The 24198-nt window shown below is 37.6% G+C and carries 20 protein-coding genes; 8 read left to right on the forward strand and 12 right to left on the reverse strand.

Annotation, left to right across the window (positions count from 1 at the left end):
• Positions 1 to 2: 2 nt before the first annotated feature.
• On the forward strand, positions 3 to 1910 hold the full coding sequence (gene mnmG, locus MOO47_RS04080) for a tRNA uridine-5-carboxymethylaminomethyl(34) synthesis enzyme MnmG (protein WP_249512195.1): 1908 nt from the start codon (positions 3 to 5) through the stop codon (positions 1908 to 1910).
• Positions 1911 to 1934: 24 nt separating this feature from the next.
• Here mnmG and nagB read toward each other — a convergent pair whose 3' ends face one another.
• Both nagB and MOO47_RS04090 read right to left on the reverse strand, forming a co-directional pair.
• Positions 1935 to 2636: a glucosamine-6-phosphate deaminase gene (nagB, locus tag MOO47_RS04085; RefSeq protein ID WP_249512196.1), complete on the reverse strand. Its 702-nt coding sequence runs from the start codon at positions 2634 to 2636 to the stop codon at positions 1935 to 1937.
• Positions 2637 to 2747: 111 nt separating this feature from the next.
• Positions 2748 to 3932, reverse strand: coding sequence for an NAD(P)/FAD-dependent oxidoreductase (locus MOO47_RS04090; protein WP_249512197.1), 1185 nt, complete (start codon positions 3930 to 3932; stop codon positions 2748 to 2750).
• Between the two features lie 195 nt (positions 3933 to 4127).
• Between MOO47_RS04090 and MOO47_RS04095 the strand changes: the two genes are divergently transcribed.
• On the forward strand, positions 4128 to 5321 hold the full coding sequence (locus MOO47_RS04095) for an acetate/propionate family kinase (RefSeq protein WP_249512198.1): 1194 nt from the start codon (positions 4128 to 4130) through the stop codon (positions 5319 to 5321).
• Positions 5322 to 5375: 54 nt separating this feature from the next.
• Positions 5376 to 6296: an aldo/keto reductase gene (locus MOO47_RS04100; protein WP_249512199.1), complete on the forward strand. Its 921-nt coding sequence runs from the start codon at positions 5376 to 5378 to the stop codon at positions 6294 to 6296.
• Positions 6297 to 6336: 40 nt separating this feature from the next.
• Here the strand turns inward: MOO47_RS04100 and MOO47_RS04105 are convergent, their stop codons facing one another.
• Positions 6337 to 7245 carry a 1,4-dihydroxy-2-naphthoate polyprenyltransferase gene (locus MOO47_RS04105; RefSeq protein WP_249512200.1) on the reverse strand — a complete coding sequence of 303 codons (909 nt, stop codon included), beginning with the start codon at positions 7243 to 7245 and terminating at the stop codon, positions 6337 to 6339.
• Between the two features lie 70 nt (positions 7246 to 7315).
• Between MOO47_RS04105 and MOO47_RS04110 the strand changes: the two genes are divergently transcribed.
• Positions 7316 to 8287, forward strand: coding sequence for a polyprenyl synthetase family protein (locus tag MOO47_RS04110; protein ID WP_249512201.1), 972 nt, complete (start codon positions 7316 to 7318; stop codon positions 8285 to 8287).
• A 30-nt stretch (positions 8288 to 8317) separates the two neighbouring features.
• Here MOO47_RS04110 and MOO47_RS04115 read toward each other — a convergent pair whose 3' ends face one another.
• From MOO47_RS04115 to MOO47_RS07690, 6 genes are all read right to left on the reverse strand, one after another.
• Positions 8318 to 8971: a nitroreductase gene (locus MOO47_RS04115; RefSeq protein ID WP_249512202.1), complete on the reverse strand. Its 654-nt coding sequence runs from the start codon at positions 8969 to 8971 to the stop codon at positions 8318 to 8320.
• A 265-nt stretch (positions 8972 to 9236) separates the two neighbouring features.
• Positions 9237 to 10961: a thiol reductant ABC exporter subunit CydC gene (cydC, locus tag MOO47_RS04120; protein ID WP_249512203.1), complete on the reverse strand. Its 1725-nt coding sequence runs from the start codon at positions 10959 to 10961 to the stop codon at positions 9237 to 9239.
• The gene (gene cydD / locus MOO47_RS04125) at positions 10961 to 12682 is read right to left on the reverse strand and encodes a thiol reductant ABC exporter subunit CydD (protein ID WP_249512204.1); all 1722 of its coding nucleotides are present in this window, start codon (positions 12680 to 12682) and stop codon (positions 10961 to 10963) included. The genes cydC and cydD overlap by 1 nt, the downstream gene beginning before the upstream one ends.
• 5 nt (positions 12683 to 12687) lie before the next feature.
• Positions 12688 to 13701: a cytochrome d ubiquinol oxidase subunit II gene (cydB, locus tag MOO47_RS04130; protein ID WP_249512205.1), complete on the reverse strand. Its 1014-nt coding sequence runs from the start codon at positions 13699 to 13701 to the stop codon at positions 12688 to 12690.
• Positions 13701 to 15164 carry a cytochrome ubiquinol oxidase subunit I gene (locus MOO47_RS04135; protein WP_249512206.1) on the reverse strand — a complete coding sequence of 488 codons (1464 nt, stop codon included), beginning with the start codon at positions 15162 to 15164 and terminating at the stop codon, positions 13701 to 13703. The genes cydB and MOO47_RS04135 overlap by 1 nt, the downstream gene beginning before the upstream one ends.
• 300 nt (positions 15165 to 15464) lie before the next feature.
• On the reverse strand, positions 15465 to 16250 hold the full coding sequence (locus MOO47_RS07690) for a hypothetical protein (protein WP_263008801.1): 786 nt from the start codon (positions 16248 to 16250) through the stop codon (positions 15465 to 15467).
• Between the two features lie 293 nt (positions 16251 to 16543).
• Between MOO47_RS07690 and MOO47_RS04145 the strand changes: the two genes are divergently transcribed.
• The 4 genes from MOO47_RS04145 to MOO47_RS04160 are packed head-to-tail and all read left to right on the forward strand — an operon-like array spanning position 16544 to position 20949.
• On the forward strand, positions 16544 to 18151 hold the full coding sequence (locus MOO47_RS04145; protein WP_249512207.1) for a peptide ABC transporter substrate-binding protein: 1608 nt from the start codon (positions 16544 to 16546) through the stop codon (positions 18149 to 18151).
• A gap of 16 nt (positions 18152 to 18167) precedes the next feature.
• The gene (locus tag MOO47_RS04150; protein ID WP_249512208.1) at positions 18168 to 19010 is read left to right on the forward strand and encodes a M55 family metallopeptidase; all 843 of its coding nucleotides are present in this window, start codon (positions 18168 to 18170) and stop codon (positions 19008 to 19010) included.
• A 35-nt stretch (positions 19011 to 19045) separates the two neighbouring features.
• On the forward strand, positions 19046 to 20131 hold the full coding sequence (locus tag MOO47_RS04155) for a M42 family metallopeptidase (protein ID WP_249512209.1): 1086 nt from the start codon (positions 19046 to 19048) through the stop codon (positions 20129 to 20131).
• Positions 20132 to 20184: 53 nt separating this feature from the next.
• Positions 20185 to 20949 (forward strand): pyrroline-5-carboxylate reductase family protein, encoded by a 765-nt coding sequence (locus tag MOO47_RS04160; protein WP_249512210.1) that lies wholly within the window; start codon positions 20185 to 20187, stop codon positions 20947 to 20949.
• Between the two features lie 167 nt (positions 20950 to 21116).
• Here the strand turns inward: MOO47_RS04160 and MOO47_RS04165 are convergent, their stop codons facing one another.
• The 3 genes from MOO47_RS04165 to MOO47_RS04175 form a co-directional block, all read right to left on the reverse strand.
• Positions 21117 to 23423: an ABC transporter ATP-binding protein/permease gene (locus MOO47_RS04165; RefSeq protein WP_249513543.1), complete on the reverse strand. Its 2307-nt coding sequence runs from the start codon at positions 23421 to 23423 to the stop codon at positions 21117 to 21119.
• Positions 23424 to 23540: 117 nt separating this feature from the next.
• The gene (locus MOO47_RS04170) at positions 23541 to 23846 is read right to left on the reverse strand and encodes a DUF4176 domain-containing protein (protein WP_249512211.1); all 306 of its coding nucleotides are present in this window, start codon (positions 23844 to 23846) and stop codon (positions 23541 to 23543) included.
• A gap of 13 nt (positions 23847 to 23859) precedes the next feature.
• The gene (locus MOO47_RS04175; protein ID WP_249512212.1) at positions 23860 to 24198 is read right to left on the reverse strand and encodes a DUF4176 domain-containing protein; all 339 of its coding nucleotides are present in this window, start codon (positions 24196 to 24198) and stop codon (positions 23860 to 23862) included.

The raw sequence follows: 24198 nt of genomic DNA on the forward strand, positions 1-24198 counted from the left end.
TTATGAAAGAATATATTTCTACTGAAAATTATGATGTTATTGTTGTGGGTGCGGGTCATGCTGGTAGTGAAGCAGCTTTAGCAGCTGCACGCATGGGTCAAAAAACACTGCTGTTGACGATTAATTTAGATATGGTTGCTTTTATGCCTTGCAATCCTTCAATTGGTGGTCCTGCTAAAGGAATTGTGGTGCGCGAAATTGATGCTTTAGGTGGGCAGATGGCCAAAAATATTGATGCCACTTATATTCAAATGCGAATGCTTAATACGGGTAAAGGTCCAGCTGTTCGAGCTTTACGCGCACAAGCTGACAAAAATGAATACCATCAAGTTATGAAAAATACTTTGGAAAAAGAGCCTAATTTAACTTTGCGCCAGGCTATGGTGGAAAGATTGTTGGTTAAAGATGGTAGTTGCTATGGAGTGGTCACGAACACTGGAGCGCAATATCAAGGGAAAGCGGTTGTTTTGACAGCGGGAACTTCTTCGCGGGGGAAAATTATTATTGGCGAGTTAATGTATTCTTCCGGCCCTAATAATTCGATTCCTTCAATTAAGCTTTCTGAAAATTTGGAGCAATTAGGCTTTCAATTGCAACGCTTTAAAACGGGAACACCGCCACGTGTGGATAAAAATACAGTAGATTTCACCCAGATGGAAGAGCAACCTGGTGATCAAACACCACGTACTTTTTCATTTGAAACGCCAATTACAGATTATTTGAAGGATCAAGTTTCTTGTTGGATGACTTATACTAATGAGCAAACGCACCAAATCATTCGAGATAACTTGGATCGCGCACCAATGTTTTCCGGTGTTATTGAAGGTGTTGGTCCTCGTTATTGTCCTTCTATTGAAGATAAGGTGGTGCGCTTTGCTGATAAGCCTCGGCACCAAATTTTTATGGAGCCGGAAGGTCGTCATACGCAAGAATACTATGTGGGTGATTTTTCAACTTCAATGCCAGAAGATGTGCAGCAAGAAATGCTACATTCGGTGGCTGGTCTGGAACATGCACAAATGATGCGCCCAGGTTATGCGATCGAATATGATGTGGTAGAACCTTGGCAATTGAAGCCGACTTTGGAAACTAAAGTAGTGGCTAATTTATATACAGCGGGGCAGATGAACGGAACTTCTGGTTACGAGGAAGCTGCTGGACAAGGTTTGATTGCGGGGATTAATGCTGCCTTGCGGGTGCAGGGCAAAGATCCGTTTATTTTAGGGCGTGATGAAGCTTATATTGGTGTGATGATTGACGATTTGGTGACTAAGGGAACCAATGAGCCTTATCGTTTGTTGACAAGTCGTGCAGAATATCGTTTGATTTTGCGCCACGATAATGCGGATGCCCGTTTGACACAAAAGGGTTTTGAGTTAGGATTGATTAGTTCTAATCGTCAAGAAGTTTTTGTTAAAAAGCAAGCCCAGGTAGCTGCAGAAATTAAACGTCTGCAACAGACGCGTATTAAGCCAAGTGCTGCTATTAATGACTTTTTAGCTGGCTTAGGAATGAAACCGTTAAAGGATGGGATGCTGGCGGCGGACTTTTTGAAGCGTCCAGAAGTAAATTACGCAACTTTATTGCAATTCATTGCGCCAGCACCTGAAAAATTGCCGATTGCGGTGACTGAGCAAGTTGAAATTGCTTTGAAATATGCCGGTTATATCAAAAAAGAAGCTGCCCAAATTGCTCATTTGCAGAAATTGGAAGCTAAAAAAATTCCAGAAAATTTGGATTATGATGATGTCAAAGGCTTAGCAACTGAAGCTTTACAAAAGCTGAAGAAGATTAATCCTACAACAATGGCGCAAGCTAGTCGGATTTCTGGGGTAAACCCAGCTGATTTAAGTATTTTAATGGTTTATATTCAACGTGGTCGTATTGCAAAAGTGAAAAAAGAAGCTTAACTTCCTTAGAAGTCAAGCTTCTTTTTATAATTTGGCAGCGGCAGCATCATCAATAATTACGGTAGCGTGTGGATGCTGTTGTAGGACGCTAGCGGGACAGTTTTCTGTGATGGGACCATTAACCATCTGCGCAATTGCAGTGGCTTTATCAGCTCCCCAAGCCATCAAGACAATTTGTTTACTAGGCATGATAGAAGCAATTCCCATAGATATAGCTTGTGTTGGCACTTGCTCGTTGTCCGCAAAAAAACGCGCATTAGCAGCAATTGTGGAATCTGTTAGGTCAGTTACATGGGTTTTTAAATTAAAGGACGTCTGCGGCTCATTAAAGCCGATATGACCATTTTGCCCAATTCCTAAAATTTGAAAATCGATCGGATTTTCGTCAATGATTTGATCATATTGTTTGGTGGCGTTTTGCAAATCAGGCGTAGCACCATCGGGGATAAAAGACTGCTTGAATTGTTTATAAGCAAACAATTGCTTTTGCATAAAATAGTGATAACTTTGTGGATCCTGTGGCGCTAGACCTACGTATTCATCGAGGTTAATAGTAGTAATATCTGTGAAATCTAAATCACTAGCAATAATTAATTTATATAATTCTACTGGCGTACTACCAGTGGCTAAGCCCAACACTTTGGCACCGGCTTGGAGATTTTGCGCTAACAAGTTAAAAGCTTTTTGACTGCCTTGTTGTGCATTTTTGACGGTAATTATTTCCATGGGGAAACCTCTTATTCATTATTGGTATAGTCCGATTATAAATAATTGGTCTAGACATGTCAATAAGATAAATAAAAAAGCCACTACATTAGTGACTTTCGGTGATTATAATTATTTTTTACGCAAACCTTTTAAACCGCCAACTTCAAACAAAACTTGCTCAAAGGAGAAACGTTTAGCCAATGATGCGACTGAACCCTTTAACTTCAAATGTGGTTTAGTTATTTCAGCAATTCCATGAGAAGGTCCTAAGGAAGCAATCGTACCCTTAGATTGATAGGAGAACTTTTGTTGTGGCTTATTCTCAAGATCAGCAGCAATATTTTCTGCAGCAACTGATGCTTGAGCCAAGGCTAATTGACCAGTCGTTGGTAATGGACGATCAGTTTTTGGATCCATGGAAGCAGAATCATCACCAATAACATAAATATCAGGATGATCTTCGACATTTAAGTAATCAGTAACGGTTACACGATTACGACGTGCATTGAAACCAGATTCTTTAATTACATCGCTACCACTAACTCCGACTGTCCAGATAATGGAGTTAGAATAAATTCTTTGTTCTTCATCACTGTCGCCTTTCGTATAAACAACAGCATTAGGCTCGATTTTCTTGATTTTGGCACCAGTCATAATCTTGATACCATTTTTACTTAGAAAGTCGACTGCATATTGTGCCAAATCGGCATCAAACATCGGTAAAATTTGGGGTGCCATTTCAACACTAGTAATGTTAATTTCAGGCACATCATATTTTGCTTTAAGAATTTTTGCAGTGTCGATCAATTCACCTAACAATTCAATACCAGTAAAACCAGCACCACAAACAACGATGTTCAAGTCATTAGGATCTTGTGATTGTTTATAGTTACGAATATTATCATTGATAACTTCGTAAATCTTCTCAGCAGTAGGGATATCTTGCAATTTGTAAGAGTATTGATCAGCCCCCTCCATACCAAAGTTTTCAGAACGAAAACCTAATCCTACGACAACAAAATCATAAGTCATAGGTTCGTGGTTAGAGAATTCAACTGTTTTATTTTCGTAATCTAGCTTAGAAACATCAGCTTGAATAAAGTTGACATTATCTGGCAAGACAGAACGAATATCGAAACTTATTTCATCAGCTTTAGCGGTTCCTGCAGCGACTTGATATAATTCAATGGATTCAACATGTTTAGTGTTACGATCAATCAAATCAATCTGCGTTCCTGCTGGAGCAATCTTTGCTAATTTTCTAGCAGCACCTAAGCCGGCATAACCAGCTCCCAAAATTACAATATGAGCCATAAAAACCCAATCCCTTCCTTTATGGTATGTAACCAACTATCTATTAGTATAAACTTAATTGTTTCATATGAAAATACATATCGTACTTTTTTTAAATAATTTTGGCAAAATTTGTGATTAATGATAGATGTTTTTTTGCGTAAGCGCTACCATCGTTTTATAATTGGACTATCTTAAAGTTTGGGGGATATCTTAATGTTAATCATGGCAGTCAATGCGGGCAGTTCTAGTCTAAAATGGCAGATTTATGATTTACCTGCACAAAAGCAAGTTGCCCAGGGCGTTATTGAGAGATTAGGAACTGAAGCAGCACTCTTTAAAGTTAAATTTGGTGATGAGCAGGCTATTAACAAACAAGAACCCATTACATCACACGAGCAGGCGGTAATTTTAATTTTAACGCGGTTGAAAGAATTGAAAGTTGTTGACCATCTAGCAGAGATTCGGGCCGTGGGGCACCGCGTAGTTTCTGGTGGTGAGCAATTTACTGAATCCACTAAAATCACGCCAAAAGTTATTCAACAAATAGATGGGTTAAGCGAGTTAGCTCCTTTGCATAATCACATTGAGGCGTATTATATGCGTGTTTTTGCGAAATTATTGCCCAATGCTCAACAAGTTGCTGTTTTTGATACGTCATTTTATAGTACTTTGGAACCGGTTAATTATTTATATCCAATCGATAAGCGCTATTATGACGATTACCAAGTTCGTAAATATGGTGCACATGGTACGAGTCATCGCCATGTTATGCAACAAGCGGCTAACATGTTGCATAAAAAAGTACAGGATGTGAATTTGATCACGTTACATTTAGGGAGTGGCGCTTCCATTACCGCAATTGCCAACGGCCAAGCGATTGATACTTCAATGGGATTTACACCACTGGCTGGAGTAATGATGGGGACTCGTTCAGGTGACGTTGACCCATCTATTATTCCTTATATCATGAAAAAAGAGCGTATTACCGATGTTGCGACAATGATTCAAATATTAAATCAAAAATCAGGTTTGCTAGGAGTTTCTGGTGTTTCTAATGATAAGCGTGATGTTGATGAAGCTGCTGAACAAGGCAATCAGCGCGCTAAATTAGCACAGAAAATGTTTGTTAATCGCATTGTTAAGTATGTGGGCTCTTACTTAGCATTGTTACCTAAACAAGCAGATGCGCTTGTTTTCACTGCTGGTATTGGTGAGAATGATCCGCAATTACGAGCTGATGTTTGTGTAGCGTTAAGCCATTTAGGGGTTGAATTGGATGCCACTAAAAATAATGTGCGCGGAAAAGAAATGTTTATCAGTACTGCTGATTCACCTATTAAAGTATTACTAATTCCAACTAACGAAGAGTTAATGATTGCCAAAGATACCTATCGACTGCTAGATTAATTAGAGATACTTTTGTAGTAATGTATTTGATAACTTTATTGGAGGAAATTATATATGAGTAATAATGTAAAAATTGGTAAAAGTGATGTTGTGACTTCTGGGTTAGGTTTAGGTACGAATAAAGTCGGTGGACACAATTTGTTTGATAATTTAAATGATGAAGATGGTTATGCAGTGGTACGTGAAGCTTTAGATAGTGGGATCAGTTTGTTAGATACTGCTTATGTGTACGGTTTAGGCCGTTCTGAAGAAATTATCGGTGATGTACTGCAAGATTACGATCGCTCTAAAGTAGTGATTGCTACTAAAGCTGCACAAGACCCCAACAATGATTTACAAATTAATAATTCGCCAGAATTTCTCAAGCAAGCCGTTGATGATGCTTTGGCTCGGCTCAAAACAGATTATATTGATATTTTTTATATTCATTTTCCTGATGAAAACACACCAAAAAATGAAGCGGTTAAAGCTTTGAATGAAGTTAAAAAGACAGGTAAAATTCGTGCAATTGGCGTTTCTAATTTTTCACCAGAGCAGATTGAAGAAGCTAATGCTGATGGTTTAGTAGATATTGTTGAAGATAACTACAGTTTGGTGCATCGTGAAGCTGAAATTAGTGAATTCCCTTATTTGCAAGCTAATAATATTTCTTTCGTGCCGTTCTTTCCGTTAGCTTCAGGATTATTGACCGGGAAATATGGTGCTGAAGAAGGAGCTAAATTCGATCAATTTAGTGCCGATGAATATTATAATATTTCCCAGGCAATTGAACAGGTTCGCAAAATTGCCGAGGCCAAGCAAGCAACAGTTACGCAAGTTGTTTTAGCTTGGTATTTACAAAATCCTGACATTAGCGTGGTCATTCCGGGAGCGCGCACATCTGACCAAGTTAAGAGCAATGTGTCAGCTACTAAAGTTTCATTAACGGCACCTGAATATGATCAGATTGATCAATTGTTCCAAGATTTCAAGTAAATTAAAAGATCTACTTTAAATAGTAGATCTTTTTTATTGGTTAAATGAATAAACCTAAGGCAAAACAAAGGACTTGGGTAAGCGTGGCAATGAAGAGATTTTTAATTGCTAGCGGAAAAGTTTGTTTTTTGATGTGCACAGCAAAAAATTGTTTCGTATTTTTAAATAAAATTGGCGTAATTAATAATGTTAATAGCAAAGTCCAAGGAGCAAAGTGACAAATAACAGCGACAATCAGCATAAAATAACCGATGATCCAAAAGCTGACATAAAGTATTAAGCTTTTGTGCACACCAAGATAACGCACAATTGTGTGCCGTCCTAGATCAATATCTTCTTGATAATCGCAAATATTGTTAGCGAGTAACAATGAAGCAATGGCGCAAGCTGACAAGCCAGAAGTCAACAAAATAGGTCCTATAAATTGCCAATCAAAAGGAACTTGTGGATAAACGTTGATTAAAACTGCCAGTAAAAAAATCATAAAGCCCATAGTAAAACCGGCAAAAAATTCGCCTAATGGTAAAGAATTTAAGGGTTTTGGACCACCGGCATATAGAAAGCCTACAGCAAAACAAAAAATGCCTAGAATTAATAATAACCAGCCGACACGAATTACCAGCCAAATACCAATGATAGCAGCAATAAGCATTAGAGAGTAGTTAAGCCAACCAATTTTCTTAATGTTTAAATGATTGACACCAATAACATTCGTTTTTTGCCGAAAATCTTGGCTGGAAGTATGTTCAGCATTGCGATAATCCCAATAATTATCATTGATATCAACTGCCATGTTGAATAATAGCATCGCAACAAAGAATAATAATAAGTTCAACCAATTCAGCTGCTTATAATGGTAATAGGCATAACAAATTCCTAATAAAAAGGGGAAAATGCTGGCTGTTTTGGCTTTAATTTCGACTAATTCTAAAAAAACAGATAGTTTCAAAGTTTTTATAAACCTCACTTTAGTTTTTGATATACTATAATAGATTATTATACATGAAAAGGTGTCGTACATGATTAACCCAATGTGGGCAAAAGCTCCAGAAATCAACAAACAATTAGAAGACGTGCAAGCTATCTTGTTGCAAAGAGTTGATCAATTAAATGATCCCATGGCAACATTAGTAAAAAAACAAGTTGTTAGCGGTGGCAAAATGATTCGTCCAGTCTGCTTACTAGTGTTTAGTAGTTTTGGTAATGCTAGTTATGAAACGCGGATTCAAGGCGCTGCTGCTATGGAAATTTTGCATCTAGCGACTTTGATGCACGACGATGTGATTGATGATTCCAATTTGCGCCGCAATGTAGAAACTGTTCAAGTGAAATTGGGTGATCGCAACGCAATTTATGCTGGCGATTATCTGATGACTGTGTATTTTGAAATTGTCAGTAATATCTCTAATTCTCGGTCAGAAATTGTTTTGAATGCGTTTAGCATGGAAAAGATTTTGCGCGGTGAATTAGATCAACTATTGATTAATAATAATGTCAATGCGACGGTTAAAATGTACTTACGTGAAGTGGCGGGTAAAACGGCGCAATTAATTGAATTGAGTGCCCAATATGGAGCATTGTTAACTAATGCTGATTCGTTAATTGTGCATCATGCTCGTTTTATTGGTCATAATTTAGGCATGGCTTTTCAGATTCAAGATGATATTTTAGATTATCTGGGAAATAAAAAAACAGGTAAGCCACAATTAGAAGATTTGAAAAATGGTGTTTACACAATACCACTGATTTTTGCTTTAGAAAATTCGTCCGGCGATCTGCGTGATTTCTTGACAGACAAAAAACAATTAACAGAAGCCGAAATTACTTATGTGGCTCAACAAGTTGTGGAATTAGGCGGTATTGCCGCAGCACAAGATTTGGCTAGTAAATATTCACAAAAGGCTTTGCGTTTAATTGATGAATTACCTCAAACTAAATATGCCCACTTGATGAAGTGGGTAGTAGAAAAATTATTAAAACGGCAACAATGATGATAGCAATCTTATATTAGAAGTTCATTTTTAGTCTTGAATAGTTAAAAAATCTTCCAGCGGCAATCTTTCAGCAATTATCTGATTGATTGGCGCTTTTTCATCTCGATAACCCAATCCAATTCCCATAATAATTTGTTCATCCGATTCAAAAGATAATTCCTGTCGCAAAATATCAGGATAGCACACAAATTGATAAGCCGGTAAAGAGGCAATTTTTTTAGCTTGAGCAGCTGTCAAGAGAGCTTCCCCAAAAGCGCCTAGGTCATACAGTGACCATTGGGAATATTTCCTGGGTAATGTCATATATACAATTGCTTGCGCATTGAAAAGAATTTGTCGATGATCATCAAATGTATTTGACCAATCATCACCTAAAGTATTTTTCACTTCGTTAAACCAATGTTGCATATGTGGTTGTGTTGTGGCAGGCCATTGTTTGCTGGGTAAAGTTGGCAAGTCGGGTTGCGCCTCTTTTTGTTGTTTTAGAGCTTTTTGGTGCGCTTGGCGGATGGCTTTTAAATGCTGACCTGTTGCGATATGCACTTTTTGAGGCTGGGAACTAACCCAAGAAGGAGCATGTTGAGCAATTTTGACAATTTCGATTAGATCATCTTGAGGAATTTGTTGATTGGTGAATTGACGCGTGGATCTTCTGGTTATTAGAGCAGTTTTAGCATCCATAAAAGCACTTCCTTAACATTTTAATGCTTATTGTAACGCTTACACTGAAGCTATGGAAACTTATACTATTTTATTATTAATTAAAATAAATGAAAAAACCGTCATGATATAAAGAGCAGTTTAGTCAAGAAAACAATGAATGCTTGTTAAACAAAATTAGTACAACAAGTACGTTCCTAATGTTCAATCTTCAAGGAACACAATATGACTTAATTAGGAATAATAAAAAACGCGTAAGCCGAATTTTTGGCAGACACGTTTTTTGCTATAAACCTTGGTCCATTTTATATAGTTCTTGAAAATGCTGATTGTCTTGGTAAAGTTGCTTAGGATTACCTTGCATTTCGATTTTTCCGTGATTTAAAAAGATAACTTGATCTACGTGATTAATTCCTTGCAAATGATGTGTTACCCACACAATTGTCTTATCTTTTAAAACTGTGAAAATAGTATTTAACAATTCATTTTCCGTTATTGGATCTAAACCAACCGTTGGTTCATCCAATAACACAATCGGTGCATCTTGCAATAAGATGCGCGCTAAGGCAATTCGTTGCTGCTCACCACCAGAAAAACGCGCACCAGCTTCAGTAACGTTAGTTTCATAACCATCAGGTAATGATTCGATTAATTCTTGTAAATGGACAGCTTTTAAAGCCTGCTTTACTTCTTCATCAGACTTGTGCGGATTACCTAAGCGTACATTATTCATAATAGAAGTGTTAAACAAAAACGGTTGTTGGTTCAAAAAAGAAAATAAATTTCTTTGTTCATCTCGCAAGGTGCGCACATTGATATCGTTGAGCGTTACACTACCTTTTTGTGGTTGCAAATCACCATTAACTAGCTGCAATAAGGTAGTTTTACCGGTTCCGCTGGGACCAATTAAAGCTAACTTTTGCCCACGATGCAAATTTTGTTGAAAATCCTTAATCAAAACGGGTGAATCAGCGTCGTATTCAAATTGCAAATTATTGATTTTTAAATTTTGGAATTGTTGTGGATCCAAATGAGCTTGCTTAGGCAAATCCTGCACAGTTGGCTGCAAATCATTTAAGCGCTGAATAGAATCTTTATACAAAGGATATTCTTCAAATCCTTGGCTAATTGGCAAAATTGCTTCACCAACAGGCGACACGGCTAATACAAATGCTGCCGTGTAATTAGCTTGCTCTACAGATCCAGTCAGCCGATAACTAGCGAAAAACATCAGCGTAATGAAAATACCAGCTAATACCACTTGTAATAAGAAATCACGGCACCAACGAAAATGATTACTGTGCAACTTAGATTGATTGAGTAATTGAACTTTTTGCTGCACGTTATCCTGAAATTGTTGCTGATTACCTGCCAAGATCCAATCATTTACACCTAGAATATTGTCAGTCAATTGCGTGTAAAGTTGATCTTTATAAGTTTTTTGTTTTTGTCGTCGACCAGCTTCAATTGCGGTTGATAATAGAGGCACTACTAGAATTTCTATTAGTAGCAGCATTGCAGTTATAAAAGCAAACCACCAATCAAAATATCCTAACCCAAGCGTGACCACGATTGCCAGCAATACGCCAACGACTGTCGGAAAAACCGTTCGCAAATAGAGGTTTTGTAGATGATTAATGTCTTCAGCTAATAATCCTAATAGATTGCCGGTACGATATTTTTCCGTGAAAAAAGCAGCATCGGTTTCCACTGTTTTATATAGGCGGGTTTGCAATTTAGAAGTGACTTTCAATACCCAATTATGGCTGCGTAAACGTTCCACATACTTGAAGACGGGACGCCCGATTCCAAAAGCTCGGGTCAGTAAGATGGCTGGATAAATGAGCAAAATATTAAATGGATGAGTAGCTGATTTATCAATCGTGTAACCAGAAGTGAACATCAGTGCGGCACCACAAAAGATGGTGCAAACACCGAGAAATAAAACAGTAACAAGTAAAAATTTATACTGTTTTAAATAGGGTTTTACCCAAGTGTCTTTTTTCCACATTATTGCTCACCTCGCATATGAGAAGTTAATTCATAGAAAGGACCAGTATTCTGTTTTTGAAGTTGCTCAATGGGACCTTGCTCCACAATTTTACCCTGATCCATGACAATTACATAATCCATTTGCTGTAGCCAGTGCAAGCGATGTGTGGCAAAAATTACTAAATGGTTCTCGAATAAAGGCAACATCGTTTGTTTCAATTTATATTCGGTTTCAATATCTAAATGTGCTGTTGGTTCATCAAATAATAAGATGTGGCGCTGATTGGCTAGAAAAGCACGCGCTAGCATAATACGTTGCGCTTGTCCCCCCGAAATTCCACGTCCACCTTCACCGACGAGCGTATCTAAGCCATCCGGCAAAGAAGCGATAAATTCTGTAAGACCAGCTTGCTGGACCGCCTTTTGTAAGGCGAGAGGGGCTGCTTTAGGTTGATAAAACAAAATATTATTAGCAATGGTATCACTAAATAAATGCGGTTTTTGTGGTAAATAAGTGACTTGATTTTGCCAGTTAATTTGCGCTAAATTGGGAATAACTTGCTCATTAACGATTACTTGTCCAGCATTTGGTGTTAAAAAACCGCCTAGTAAATCCAGCAAAGTCGATTTTCCAGAACCGGATTGGCCAATGATAGCAATTTTTTGAAATCCGGCAAGTTGTAGCGACAAATCTTTTAAAGTCGGTTGTTGGTCATAATCAAAATCAATATGTTCTAAGGTAAGTTGACTTGTTTTGTTCCACGTGAAACTGTCAAGCTGCTTTTGCGGCGCAGTAATCGGCGTAGCAATTAATTCATTTACTGCAGTAAAAGCGTTTTTTCCGTTTAGAGTTGCATGATAATCACTGGAAAAATCACGTAAGGGCAAAAAATATTCGGGCGATAAAATTAGGGCAATTAAAGCCGGATAAAGGGCAATTCTACCATTCATTAATCCCAATCCCAAAAAGACTGCCACAATAGCAATTGACAAAGTGGTAAACCAATCAAGGGCAAAAGTCGATAAAATAGCTACTCTGAGAGTGCTCATCGTTCTTTTTCGATAACTTTCACTAACACTATAAACATTATGAGCATACTGTTTACTTAATCCAAGCATTTTTAGAGTAGGTAAACCGCGCAACGCATCTAAAAAATGGTTGGAAAGTGTAACATACTCGCTGTACTGATTATCAGCTTTTCTCTGTGCTGCGTAACCCAAAATAATCATAAAGAGAATAATCACAGGAAATACTAGGATCAAGATGATACCGGAAGTGTGATCTTGATAAAAAACAAAGCACAAAATTACCCAGGGAATAATGGCTAAATTCATAAATTTAGAGAGAATCAGATTGAAATAATCATGAACATCATCCATACCGTTCAAAACATTAGTAACAAGATTACCTGAACCTTTTTTAGCAGTCATTTGTAAACCGGCAGCATAAATTTTAGCCAGTGATTGTTGGCGTAGATGTTCAGTCGATTTAGTGGCAAACCGATCTAACAAAATATCTTTTAACCAAGTCAACAAGTGACGCACTAAAAAGGCAATCACGAAAAATACCAACGGAATCAACATTAAATGCCAATTTTGGCGGTGCCAAAGGATAACTAATGATTCTGCTAAATATTTAGCCTGTAATAAAATCGCAAATGCTTGCAAGATAGTTAACCCTGCAAGCATTTGAAAAAGCGACTTTACTCCAGGTAATTGGAATAAACGCTTATCTATCATATTTTTTAATCATTCACTTTCCCGTTGGAAGCCATACGTTTAGTAAATAGCGTATACGACCAAATGAAATAAGCCAAAACGATCGGCAACAAAACACAAACCACAATAGTCATAATTCCTAGCGCCATTGGTGAAGAAGACGAATTAGCAACTAATAAATCATTAGCAGGATTATTTGCGATCATTACCCGTGGGAACAAGCCATTGAAAATCAAAATGACAACGGATACCAGAGATAAACCGCTACCAGCTAAACTCCAACCTTCATGATCTTTCCACGTGCCCCAAGCGCCCATTAATGACATTAAAACAATCAATAAAATAATAATGGTGCTTGAGATTGGTTTCTTTTGGAAGAAGTCAGTTTGGAAAATTACCAGTAACGCAACAACTACTTCACCGACAAATAAAATCGGATATAAAATTTTGTTTAAATTGCGTGCACGCTCTCTTAAGACACCGGTAGTCGTCAAACGCGTGTAATTTAGACCATGGATTAATGATAGCAATACACCAGCAATTCCACCAACAATGGAAAGCCAATTGATAATATCAAAGAAAGCTAAATGTGCATCGCCTTTTGCATTAATTGGAATACCTTGAATCATGCTGAAAAAGATAATACAAAGCATTAAAGGTGCCAATAAGCTACCAACGACGAACACGATATACCACAAATTACGTGCACGGTGCGTCTCTGCATGTTCAACGAACTCGAATGAAACACCACGTAAAATTAAACCAGCTAAAACTAGTAAGAACATAATATAGTAACCAGAAAATAAACTAGCATACCAGAGTGGAAAAGAGGCGAACATGGCACCACCAGCGGTGACCAGCCAGGTTTCGTTAGCAACCCAGTGTGGGCCGATGATTTCTAGCATTGTAGACTTTTCTTCATCATTGCGCGCAATAATTCCAGCTGCCATACCAACACCAAAGTCGAAACCTTCTAGGAAGAAGAAACCGGAAAATAAAACACAAATTAAAATGAACCAGAGAAATTGTAAAGCAGTCATTAGTTAAAAGCCTCCTTTGAAAAAGGATCAGCAGTTTTAGCAGTTTGTTCAGTAGCGTCAGGCCCTTCAACAGCAGCTAAACCTTTGTGCATTGTTTGGCGACAATAATAAATCATAACGCCACCTAAAATAGCAAACAATAAGAAGTATAAAATATTACTAAAGATTAATTCACCAGCTGTTGTGGTGGCAGAAACAGCATCAGCAATTGTATAAAGTCCATAAACAATCCATGGATAACGACCTAACTCGGTGATTAACCAGCCACAGGTGTTTGCAACAATCGGTGCCCACATCAGTAAACCTAAAACATATAAGAACCAACGTTGCTTTTCGATTTGGAATTTTTTGCTACGTGAGAAATAAATTCCAACAAGGGCAACCAAAATAAACAGAGCTCCAAAGCCAGCCATAATTCTAAAACTCCAGAAGATAGTGGTTGTTGGCAAGTAATAGTCTTTAATGTCACGAATACTTTTACTCTTATTGTGATCAAATTTTTGTTTTAATTCTTTATTTAGAGTATTCATACCTTTAATGCCACCTTCAGGCTTGTGATAAGCTAATAGACTCAGCATATAAGGCACGGAAATCTCATGTTTTACTTTATGATCCTTGGTATCAAATGAGGCGACAATTTTCCAAGAAGCAGGTGAGCCGGAATCTTCGTATTCACCTTCTGTAGCAGCAAATTTCATTGGTTGATCTTGAATGATTTGTTGTGTCTGGTAGTCACCCGCGATTACCACACCAAAGGAAGATACTAAACCGATCCATAAAGAAAAGTACATTGATTTTTTGAAGAATTTAGTATCTTTTTGCTTGCGAATCAAGGCCCAAGCACTCATTCCGATGATTACAAAAGAAGCTAGAACAAAAGCACCCAAAATTAAATGAGGAAAAACCCGCCATAATTGAGGATTGCTAATGATATCGCTGAAACTGGTCATTTGGACCCGATGAGTTTTAGCATTAATGGTGAAACCTGTCGGATGCTGCATAAAGCTATTAGCTGTTAAAATCCAAATAGCAGACAACATCGTACCAATAGAAGTTAACCAAATGAAGATGGCATGGATTCCGGGCTTAAATCGATCCCAAGTAAACATCCAAACGCCTACAAAAGTCGATTCTAGGAAGAATGCAAGCAGCGCTTCAATAGCTAACGGTGCTCCAAAAATATCACCCATAAATCGTGAATAATTTGACCAATTCATTCCAAATTGGAACTCTTGAATTAAACCGGTAACGATTCCGACGGCAAAACTTAATAAGAATATTTTGCCCCAAAATCGTGCCATCTTGTTATATATTTCATCTTTTTTAATGGCATAAATCGTTTCCATAACGGCAACGATGAAGCCCATTCCAATCGAAAAAGGAACAAAGAAGAAATGAAAAATTGTTGTCATGGCAAATTGAATCCGTGCTAATGACAAGACTGATATACCTAAACTGAACATATCTTCACACTCCTTGGTAATGATACCAAATATCTTAATTGCTTTAGTTAATGGTTTATGGTATGTACCACGCCACTTATATTACTTTAACATAAAAAAAGCATAATAATAATTTTTTGTGATGTAAATAATTAAATATGAATTTTGGCTAAAAAAAAGCGACAACCAATTGTTGTCGCTTTTTCGGAGGAGTAAGGATGTGAATACAATTTATATGGTGTAGAAAGCGTTTATAGCCAACTACGATTACAAAGTCTAAGACTCATTTATGACTAAATTGTGAAAAAGGAGTGTTAAAAATTAGTATTTTGATCTGTAATCATAATTATTTGATTGCTGATTGCTTTGCGGTTGAGTTTTAAAACGCCGCCGTGTTGATTGGTTGTTGATATTAGTATTTTTCTTTGGTGTAACAGGTTGTTGAGGTGGTTGCTGGTAGTTATTTTGTGGCGCAACGGGTTGTTGAGGTGGTTGCTGGTAATTATTTTGTGGTGCGACAGGCTGTTGAGGTGGCTGTTGATAGTTATTTTGTGGCGCGACAGGTTGTTGAGGTGGTTGCTGGTAATTATTTTGTGGCGCGACAGGCTGTTGAGGTGGCTGTTGATAGTTATTTTGTGGCGCAACGGGTTGTTGAGGTGGCTGTTGATAATTATTTTGCGGCGTAACAGGTTGACCATTATTGTCATAATAACTGTTGCTATGGGCATTGCCGTATTGATCTACTGAAGGCTCTACTAAATAACGAGTCACCAGCGAAGCGATAATGACAGCAATTCCAATAATAATACCAATCCAAGACCAGACCATAATTCCTGGAAATCGCAGTGCATTAATGATTCCCATTGCACCACCGAGCAATAAAATTACGAAACCAACGACAGATGGCACAATACTTGGACTAGAACTGCAAACAATATAGACTGTGCCAACCACTAAAAAGGCTAAAGCTACTAGAATACTCGTTGTACTGCCTAAGTCAGCGTAGCCTAATAATGCTTGCAGAAAACTATCAAATTTAAATTGAATAACAATAATTATTGCCATAAGTATTAGTGCAATACCACTAATTATTTTGGTTAATTTCACAGATAAAACCCCCTAAACAGGAATAAACTAGCAAAAAATCAATCCTGCTTTTAATTAATAGTGCATAACTATATTTGATACTATTTACATCATTTTAACGCAAACAGTTATAGGACACCAACGTTAAATGCGTAAATTTTAAATAACTTATTTTTGTGCTAAAAATGTCACGCATTGTGATCATTTTGATTGTTTTTATGGGTTAATTAACAATTATTTTTAATTTACCATTGCATAAAAATTAACCAAGAATTAGAATGAGATTAATTTTTATGATTTGGAGGGAAAGGTGGATGATGAAGAAGTTATATTTACTTGGTTTGGTATTTTGCAGTGCATTTAGTTTAGCTGCGTGTGGACACCAATCTGCTAATGATAAACACGAAATTTCGATTGCTTCGCGCGCTGAATTAAGTACGGCAGATGTTTCTTTAGCAATGGATAATGAATCAGCTGAAGTGGCTGAACAAGTCAATGAAGGTTTGTATGACTTTAACGCTAAGGGGCAAATCGTGCCTGCTTTAGCTAAAGGACAACCGCAAGTCACTAATGGTGGGCAGACGTACACGATTAATCTAAAGCATGATGGCAAGTGGAGTAATGGCAAACCAGTCACTGCTAATGATTTTGTATATGCATGGCAGCGCACAGTATCACCTAAAACTAAGTCACAGCAAGCTTATTATTTAAATAATGTGCAAAATTATCAGCCAATTAACAAGGGACAAATGTCGCCGGATAAATTGGGGATTAAGGCACTGGACAAGTATCAATTACAAATTCAGTTGAATCATCCAGCACCATATTTCTCTTCAATTCTAGCAATGAGTGCTAGTTTTCCTTTGAATAAGCAATATGTTGAGGCACAAGGCAAGAAGTATGGGACAGATGCTGATCATACTTTATATGATGGACCTTTTACTTTGGCTAATTGGGATGGTACAAGCGATACTTGGACTTATGTCAAGAATAAGTATTATCGTGATAAAAAGCATGTTCATTTAGATAAAATCAATGTTGCGGTTACTAAAAGTCAAAATACAGGTGCTTATCAATTTGAATCTAAAGAGCTAGCGTTAGTGCCATTAATGGGTTCAGAAATTAAAGATCAGGCGCAAAACAAAGATTTATATGTGCGTAAAGTGCCCGCTACTATGTATCTGGAATATAATACACAGAAAAAATTATTCAGTAATGAACAAGTGCGCCAGGCCTTTTCTAAATCTTTAGATTTGAAGCAGTTGACAGGAAAAGTACTGCAAGATAAGTCAACACCAGCGACAGGATTTGTGCCAATGGGCTTTAAAAATTCACAAACGGGAGTTGATTTTGCCAAACAGGCAGGACAGTTAACACAATACGATCCCCAAGAAGCTCGTCAGTTATGGCGTAGTGGTTTACGGGAATTGGGCATGAAGTCCGCTAAATGTACAATTTTATCTAGCAATGACGATAATTCTAAGAAGATTGATGAATTTATCCAATCCAATTTAGAAAAACACTTGCCTAACTTACAAGTTTCGATTAAATCAGTACCGTTCAATAGCCGGTTGACAGCAGCGAAATCTGGTGATTTTGATGTTATTTTAAACGGATGGACGCCAACTTATGCTGATCCAACAGACTTTTTAAACTTGCTGCAATCAGATAACAGTAATAATGATGGTAAATTTAAAGATAGTCAATATGATCAACTTTTAGAAACAGCAAATAATCAATACGCTAGCGCCCCTGCTAAACGCTGGGAAACGATGCAAGCTGCCAATCGTTATGTGGTGGACAAAGCACCGCTTACACCCCTCTATTATTTATCAGAAGTTTATTTAATTAGCCCGAAATTGAAGGGTGTTGTTATGGGACCAATGGGCTTTCCATATTATAAGAATGCCAACTGGCAATAATTAAAGGAGCAAAATAATGAAAATTTATATTTCAACAGATGTGGAAGGATTAGCTGGAATTACCGATTGGAACATGGAAACACAAGATAGCGCCGAGTTCAGAAAGCTTTATAACCAACAAGTCGCTTGGGTTTTGCAAGGTATTCAAGCCTCGCGTAATAATGAGCAAGTAGATACGATTTTGATTTCTGATTCACATGCTAAGGGGAACAACTTAAATTACAATTATTTATCCGATATTGATGAACGAATTTCTTTAATCAATGGCTATCCACGCGAAGATTACATGATGAGTGGTTTGGATTCATCATTTGATCAAGTATTTTTCGTTGGTTATCATTCTGGCATTGGTAAAACGCATGGCAATATGGATCATGGTTATAGTGCACGTTCTGCTTATAAATTGTGGATTAATGGTGTTTATCAAAATGAAACCACAATTAATGTTGCTTATGCTAATGAATTAGGTGTGCCTGTGACGCTAGTTGTGGGTGATTCCGCTTTAGAAGAACAATTAGTGCAAGATAAGATGTATTTGACACCTAAAATTGTGGTAACTAAGAAATCATTAGCGCGTTATGCAGCTATGAGTTATCCACGAAAATTAGTTCGCGAACAAACAATTGCAGCAGCTGAAGCTGTGGTTAACGATCCGAGCGCTTACAACAAAATGGCACCTTTAGCTGATAGTTTTACTTTGAAGTTGCAACTAGCCAATACCGCACAAGCTGATGTAATTGATCAATTGCAAGAAGTTAAGCGTTTAGATGGGCGCACAGTTGAAGTGCAATGTCCATCAATGAAATCTTTACTCAATGAAATTATTGGTTTGGTTACTTTAGGTGGCACGCAAGCTTAGTTTTACAAACAATGGGATAAGGGGAAAGATAAAGCATGAATGAGCAACAAGAGATTGAGTTAATTAAGAAATTTTCAAATTTAAGCGGTGTTGCTGGTTTTGAAATGGATGTTGCGAAATTTTTCCAACAACAAGTTAAGGCCTACGGCAAGACGCACATTGATGGCATGTTCAACAGTTATGTGGAGCGGCGGCAAAACACTGGTGATCGAACGGTTGTTCAATTAGATGCGCATGCTGATTCTGTGGGTTTTATTACGCAAGCTGTGCGTCCTAATGGTTTGCTTAAATTTGTGCCCCTAGGTGGCTGGGTGCCAACTAATATTCCAGCGATGAAGGTTCGTGTTCGCAATCGGGTTGGGCAATATATTAAAGGTGTGGTCGCCACTAAGCCACCGCATTTTATGACGACTGCCGAACGCAATGCGGTGCCTGTAATTGCAGATTTATCAATTGATGTGGGTTCAACTAGTCGAGAAGAAACGATTAATGATTTTCAAATTGATACAGGCTGCCCAATTTTTGTTGATGTGGATTGTGAATATTTCCCAAGTACACGAATGTTTTTTGGTAAAGATTTTGACAACCGAGTGGGAGCTGCAGCTTTGGTATCTGTGCTAGATCAATTAGATGGTCAAGATTTAGAGGTTGATGTTTCTGTGGCTTTATCAACGCAAGAAGAAGTGGGTACGCGCGGAGCTCAAGTAACAGCGCGTAATATTGATCCTGATGTGGCAATTGTATTTGAAGGTTGTCCATGCGATGACACATTCAGTCCGGAGTGGCTGGCGCAAACTGGTTTGAAGCGTGGTCCAATGCTACGAGATATGGATACTTCTTTTATTGCCAATCCTTTTTTTGAGCAGTATGCTGATGATTTGGCTACAGCTAAACAGATTCCGCATACACGTTCTGTGCGGACAGGTGGTGGCGTGAATGGTGCACCAATTTTATATTATCGTGGTGCACCAACAATTGTTGTGGGTATTCCGGTGCGTTATGAACACACGGCATATAATTGGGCTAATTTGGATGATTTTCAAAATGCAGTACGTTTGGTTTCGCAAATTATTGCTTCTTTGGATGAAAAGACGATTGCTAGTTTTAAGTGTGAATCTTGAAAAATTAGCACAAATTAAATCAATCAGTTATTATAATTTTTGAGGTGAAAATTATGAAAATTGGTTTAATTGGTGCAGGGCGTATCGGTAGTGCTGTTGTAAAAGGATTGTTGAAATCTGGCATAGTACCTACTGATATTTTAGTAAAAAATAGCCGTCATAAAACTGCAGAAAAATTAGTAGATCAATATGAATTAACACTGGTTAATGATGACCAAAAATTTCAAGATTGTGCAGTTGTTTTAATAGCAATTCATGGTGATGCTGTTTTACAAGTAGTACACAATTTGGCTGATGTATATCACGGAATCATTGTTTCCTTTGGTGGTGGTGATATTGAAGCTATTAATCAACAAATTGCGCCGGCAAGTTTTGTGTTAGCTACACCAAATACAGCAGTGGAAATTTCCCAGGGAATAGTTCCCGTGAGTTTTGCGGCGACAGAAAGTGATACTAACAAGTCAATAGTAGAAAAATTATTTGAACGTTTGGGACAAGTTTATGTTGTCAACCCCGAACTACAAGGAGCCTATGGCACTTTAGCAGGATGTACACCAGCCTATTTAGCGGTAATGTTAGATGCTTTGAGCGATGCAGGGGCATTGACAGGTATTTCCCGTGCGCAAGCCGATAAAATTATTAAGCAAATGGTTTTAGGTACTGCGCAATTGTTGCAAGAAACTGATCTGAGCTTTGGTGAGTTGAAGGATTACACGGCAACTCCTGGTGGTTCAACAATTAAGGGGGTAGTTGCTTTAGAAGAAAATAACTTTCGCAATGCGGTAATTAAAGCAGTGCAAGCTGCAAATGGCAAATAAAAAACCTCTTAGTTAAGAGGTTTTTCTATATTCAATGATGTTTTAAGATTTAACGTGGATCAGTTTAGTCTGCTGTCCAATATATCAAGTTATTGCGAATACATTATTTTTCGCGCAATTGTTATTGATTTATAAACAAAAAGACACTTTTAAGGTGTCTTTTTCTATTATTCGGAGCGTAATGCCGTTGCGGCATCTTTTTTGGATGCCATTTTAGCAGGAATATGTCCCCCTAACACAGTTAAAATAGTGCTGATAATAATTAAAACGATAGCATGTACTGGGTTTAATTGAGCAACATTATTGAGTCCGGTCAAGCTTGTTAGTAAAACATTGGCTGGCAAAGTAAATAGCCAGGCGATGAGAACACCAAGAATGCCAGAACCTAATCCTAATAAAGTGGTCTCAGCATCAAAGACGCGGGTAATGTCTTTTTTGCGAGCACCTAAAGCGCGCAAAACACCGATTTCTTTGGTTCGCTCAATTACTGAAGTGTACGTAATAATGGCAATCATGATCATAGATGTTACTAGAGAAATGGCTGCAAATCCGATCAATACATAAGTTATTGCATCCATTAATCCACCAGTGATGCTTGTGATACTGCCAGCTAGATCCATGTACATGACTTGGTTACTGCGATTTCTATGCTTATTATACTTATCTAAATAACGTGTAATATTCTTCTTGTCTTGGAAATTATTCGGATAAATTTGAATAGAACTTGGCATCGTATTTGCACCTAAAGTAGTCATGATTAGTGCATGCTGTATACCTTTAAGCGGCTGCCCTGTAATCACATTGGTATCACTTTTGGCTTGTTGTACAGCAATTTGTGAATCTTTGTTAGTATTCACAATCTCTTTAGTTAGCTGATCGCTATAAGCTACACCACTAGTTAGTAAACCTGTAGAATTTTGCGATTTACTGCGCATAATACCTACAATTTTTAAATTAATAGTCTTACTGGAATGTGCCATCTGCTCATAATTAGAATTAGGAGCGAAATTACCAATTGGTGATTGTGTGTAAAAATCATCGTTGGCGATTAGTTGAATCTTGTGATTCAATATTTTATCAGGATTGATGGTTTGTTTATTTTTAAATTGAAAACCTAGATTTTTGAGGGAATCGAGGTTGAGATGATTTTTTTTATCAGTAATTAAGATGATTTCATTATTATTAGTAGGATAGCGCCCAGCCAAAACATGATAATTCTTTTTTAGAAAAGTTTGTTTACCATTACGATCGACCGGAAAGACATTCCCACTACTATTTAGAGCGCTATCTGAACTGCTATCAGTGCTTGTGGCAAAAGAGACGGTCTGATAATGATTGTGAACTTTTCGAATCAGATTCATACCAGTGGTATAGGTATACGCGATATTTTTGCTATCCGATTTTTTAATTTTATGGATATAATCGACATATTTTGGTGTAATTTTATTAATATGTTGCGCTGCTGTAAGTGGATTGGCTTGTGCGACTACCTTGGATCCCTTGACAGCAGTGTCATCACTATTATCACTAGCTAAGGCTTTTTGATCGGCAGTAACTTGTGAAATGGTGATCGGCATTTGTGCTAGCGCTTCAGATTGCGTCGAATTGATTTGCTTTTGAAAACCATTAGACAAGGATAAAACTACCCCAATACTGATAATTCCGATACTGGATGCGAAAATCGTTAAAAAAGTACGCCCCTTTTTAGTTTTAATGTTCGTGAATGACAACTTGAGAGCCGTCCAGAAACTCATTTTGGTACGTTGGGGATTGAAATGGGGTTCTTCGGAAGGCTCTTGATAAGGATTAGAATCATTAGTGATTTTGCCATCTGAAAACTCAATAATTCGATCAGAATATTGCTTGGCAAGTTGAGGATTATGGGTAACCATGATGACAAGTCGTTCTTTGGCTAAATCTTGGATCAGATTCATGATTTCTTCGCTAGTTTTGGTGTCTAAAGCGCCAGTAGGTTCATCAGCTAACAAAATTTGGGGATCGTTGGCTAGTGCCCGTGCAATTGCAACTCGCTGTAATTGACCACCTGATAATTGACTAGGCTTTTTATTGATGTGATCTTTTAAGCCCACACGTTCTAGTGCTTGTTGCGCTTTGACTTGCTTGGTAGCATTAGAAACACCACTTAACGTCATACCCAAAGTGACATTGTCCATGATGCTTAAGTGGCTGATAATATTATAATTTTGAAAAATGAAGCCTACGGTATTGTTGCGATAAGCATCCCAGTCTTTATCTTTGAAAGTAGAGGTTGATTTGCCATCAATAATTAGATCGCCGGCATCATAGCGATCTAAACCACCAATAATGTTGAGCATCGTAGTCTTCCCGGAGCCTGATGGACCTAAGATTGAAACGAATTCTTTGCTACGAAAAGCGACAGATACATCATCCAAAGCTTTGGTAGTCGTGTCACCTACGGTAAAATATTTTTTAATGTTTTTTAGTTGGAGCATCTTGCTTTCCCCCATTGGTAGATAGTTATTAGTGAAGTAATTGTATCATTTTTTAGTTACAAGATAAGTACAAATAAAAAATGACTCACTTTTTTCAGCAAGTCATAATGGAACTTTTCAATCATCGACTGACAATTTGTCGTAGCCGGAAGCTTGAACTAAATCTTCGTAATTATCCGCAAATTCCAATTCTTCATCGTCGCGGTAACCGAGAAAAATTAATTCCGCGATATCTTCATGATTGAAAAAGCACAATTCATTACTATCCTGCAAGCCCGCTGGATAAATTACGGAAGAATAGTCAAAATAACCGGTTTGTTCTTCAGTTTCGTATAGAGCAGCGCGATTAATGATCATGACGGGAGTGCCGTTGCCATTTTTGAGGGTGACGATCGAGCCAATTGGTAAAATTTTATCTTGCATAGTAAATTTCTCCTTAGTTTTCTGGATTAGTGTCTGAATCAGCAACCGGAATTGTCAATTTAGGATACTTAAAAGTTGCCTTGATATCATCGTAATTATTTTCAAATTCCAATTCTTCAGCGTCGCGATAACCGAGAAATAAAATATCGGCAATATCTTCTTGATTGAAATAATACAATTCTTGACCATCGCCGTCTAAACCTTCCGGATAGAGCACGGACGAATAGTCAACGTAGCCGAGGCACTTGTCTTTTTCGTAATATAAAGGTGTGCGGTTGATAATCATGACTGGCACGGCGGTACTTTGTTGCAAGGTTACGATGGAACCGATGGGTAAAATTGTGTCATTCAT

It is taken from the genome of Bombilactobacillus thymidiniphilus (assembly GCF_023380245.1).
Lineage (GTDB): Bacteria > Bacillota > Bacilli > Lactobacillales > Lactobacillaceae > Bombilactobacillus > Bombilactobacillus thymidiniphilus.

What these genes read in the sequence shown, in the direction of transcription:
- MOO47_RS04095 (WP_249512198.1), top strand. Translation starts at nt 4,128, where the DNA reads ATGTTAATCATGGCAGTCAATGCGGGCAGTTCTAGTCTAAAATGGCAG.
- MOO47_RS04155 (WP_249512209.1), top strand. Translation starts at nt 19,046, where the DNA reads ATGAATGAGCAACAAGAGATTGAGTTAATTAAGAAATTTTCAAATTTA.
- MOO47_RS04160 (WP_249512210.1), top strand. Translation starts at nt 20,185, where the DNA reads ATGAAAATTGGTTTAATTGGTGCAGGGCGTATCGGTAGTGCTGTTGTA.
- cydD (WP_249512204.1), bottom strand. Translation starts at nt 12,682, where the DNA reads ATGATAGATAAGCGTTTATTCCAATTACCTGGAGTAAAGTCGCTTTTT.
- MOO47_RS04110 (WP_249512201.1), top strand. Translation starts at nt 7,316, where the DNA reads ATGATTAACCCAATGTGGGCAAAAGCTCCAGAAATCAACAAACAATTA.
- MOO47_RS04150 (WP_249512208.1), top strand. Translation starts at nt 18,168, where the DNA reads ATGAAAATTTATATTTCAACAGATGTGGAAGGATTAGCTGGAATTACC.
- nagB (WP_249512196.1), bottom strand. Translation starts at nt 2,636, where the DNA reads ATGGAAATAATTACCGTCAAAAATGCACAACAAGGCAGTCAAAAAGCT.
- cydB (WP_249512205.1), bottom strand. Translation starts at nt 13,701, where the DNA reads ATGACTGCTTTACAATTTCTCTGGTTCATTTTAATTTGTGTTTTATTT.
- MOO47_RS04135 (WP_249512206.1), bottom strand. Translation starts at nt 15,164, where the DNA reads ATGTTCAGTTTAGGTATATCAGTCTTGTCATTAGCACGGATTCAATTT.
- MOO47_RS04170 (WP_249512211.1), bottom strand. Translation starts at nt 23,846, where the DNA reads ATGCAAGATAAAATTTTACCAATTGGCTCGATCGTCACCCTCAAAAAT.
- MOO47_RS04115 (WP_249512202.1), bottom strand. Translation starts at nt 8,971, where the DNA reads ATGGATGCTAAAACTGCTCTAATAACCAGAAGATCCACGCGTCAATTC.
- cydC (WP_249512203.1), bottom strand. Translation starts at nt 10,961, where the DNA reads ATGTGGAAAAAAGACACTTGGGTAAAACCCTATTTAAAACAGTATAAA.
- mnmG (WP_249512195.1), top strand. Translation starts at nt 3, where the DNA reads ATGAAAGAATATATTTCTACTGAAAATTATGATGTTATTGTTGTGGGT.
- MOO47_RS04175 (WP_249512212.1), bottom strand. Translation starts at nt 24,198, where the DNA reads ATGAATGACACAATTTTACCCATCGGTTCCATCGTAACCTTGCAACAA.
- MOO47_RS04145 (WP_249512207.1), top strand. Translation starts at nt 16,544, where the DNA reads ATGATGAAGAAGTTATATTTACTTGGTTTGGTATTTTGCAGTGCATTT.
- MOO47_RS04165 (WP_249513543.1), bottom strand. Translation starts at nt 23,423, where the DNA reads ATGCTCCAACTAAAAAACATTAAAAAATATTTTACCGTAGGTGACACG.
- MOO47_RS04100 (WP_249512199.1), top strand. Translation starts at nt 5,376, where the DNA reads ATGAGTAATAATGTAAAAATTGGTAAAAGTGATGTTGTGACTTCTGGG.
- MOO47_RS04090 (WP_249512197.1), bottom strand. Translation starts at nt 3,932, where the DNA reads ATGGCTCATATTGTAATTTTGGGAGCTGGTTATGCCGGCTTAGGTGCT.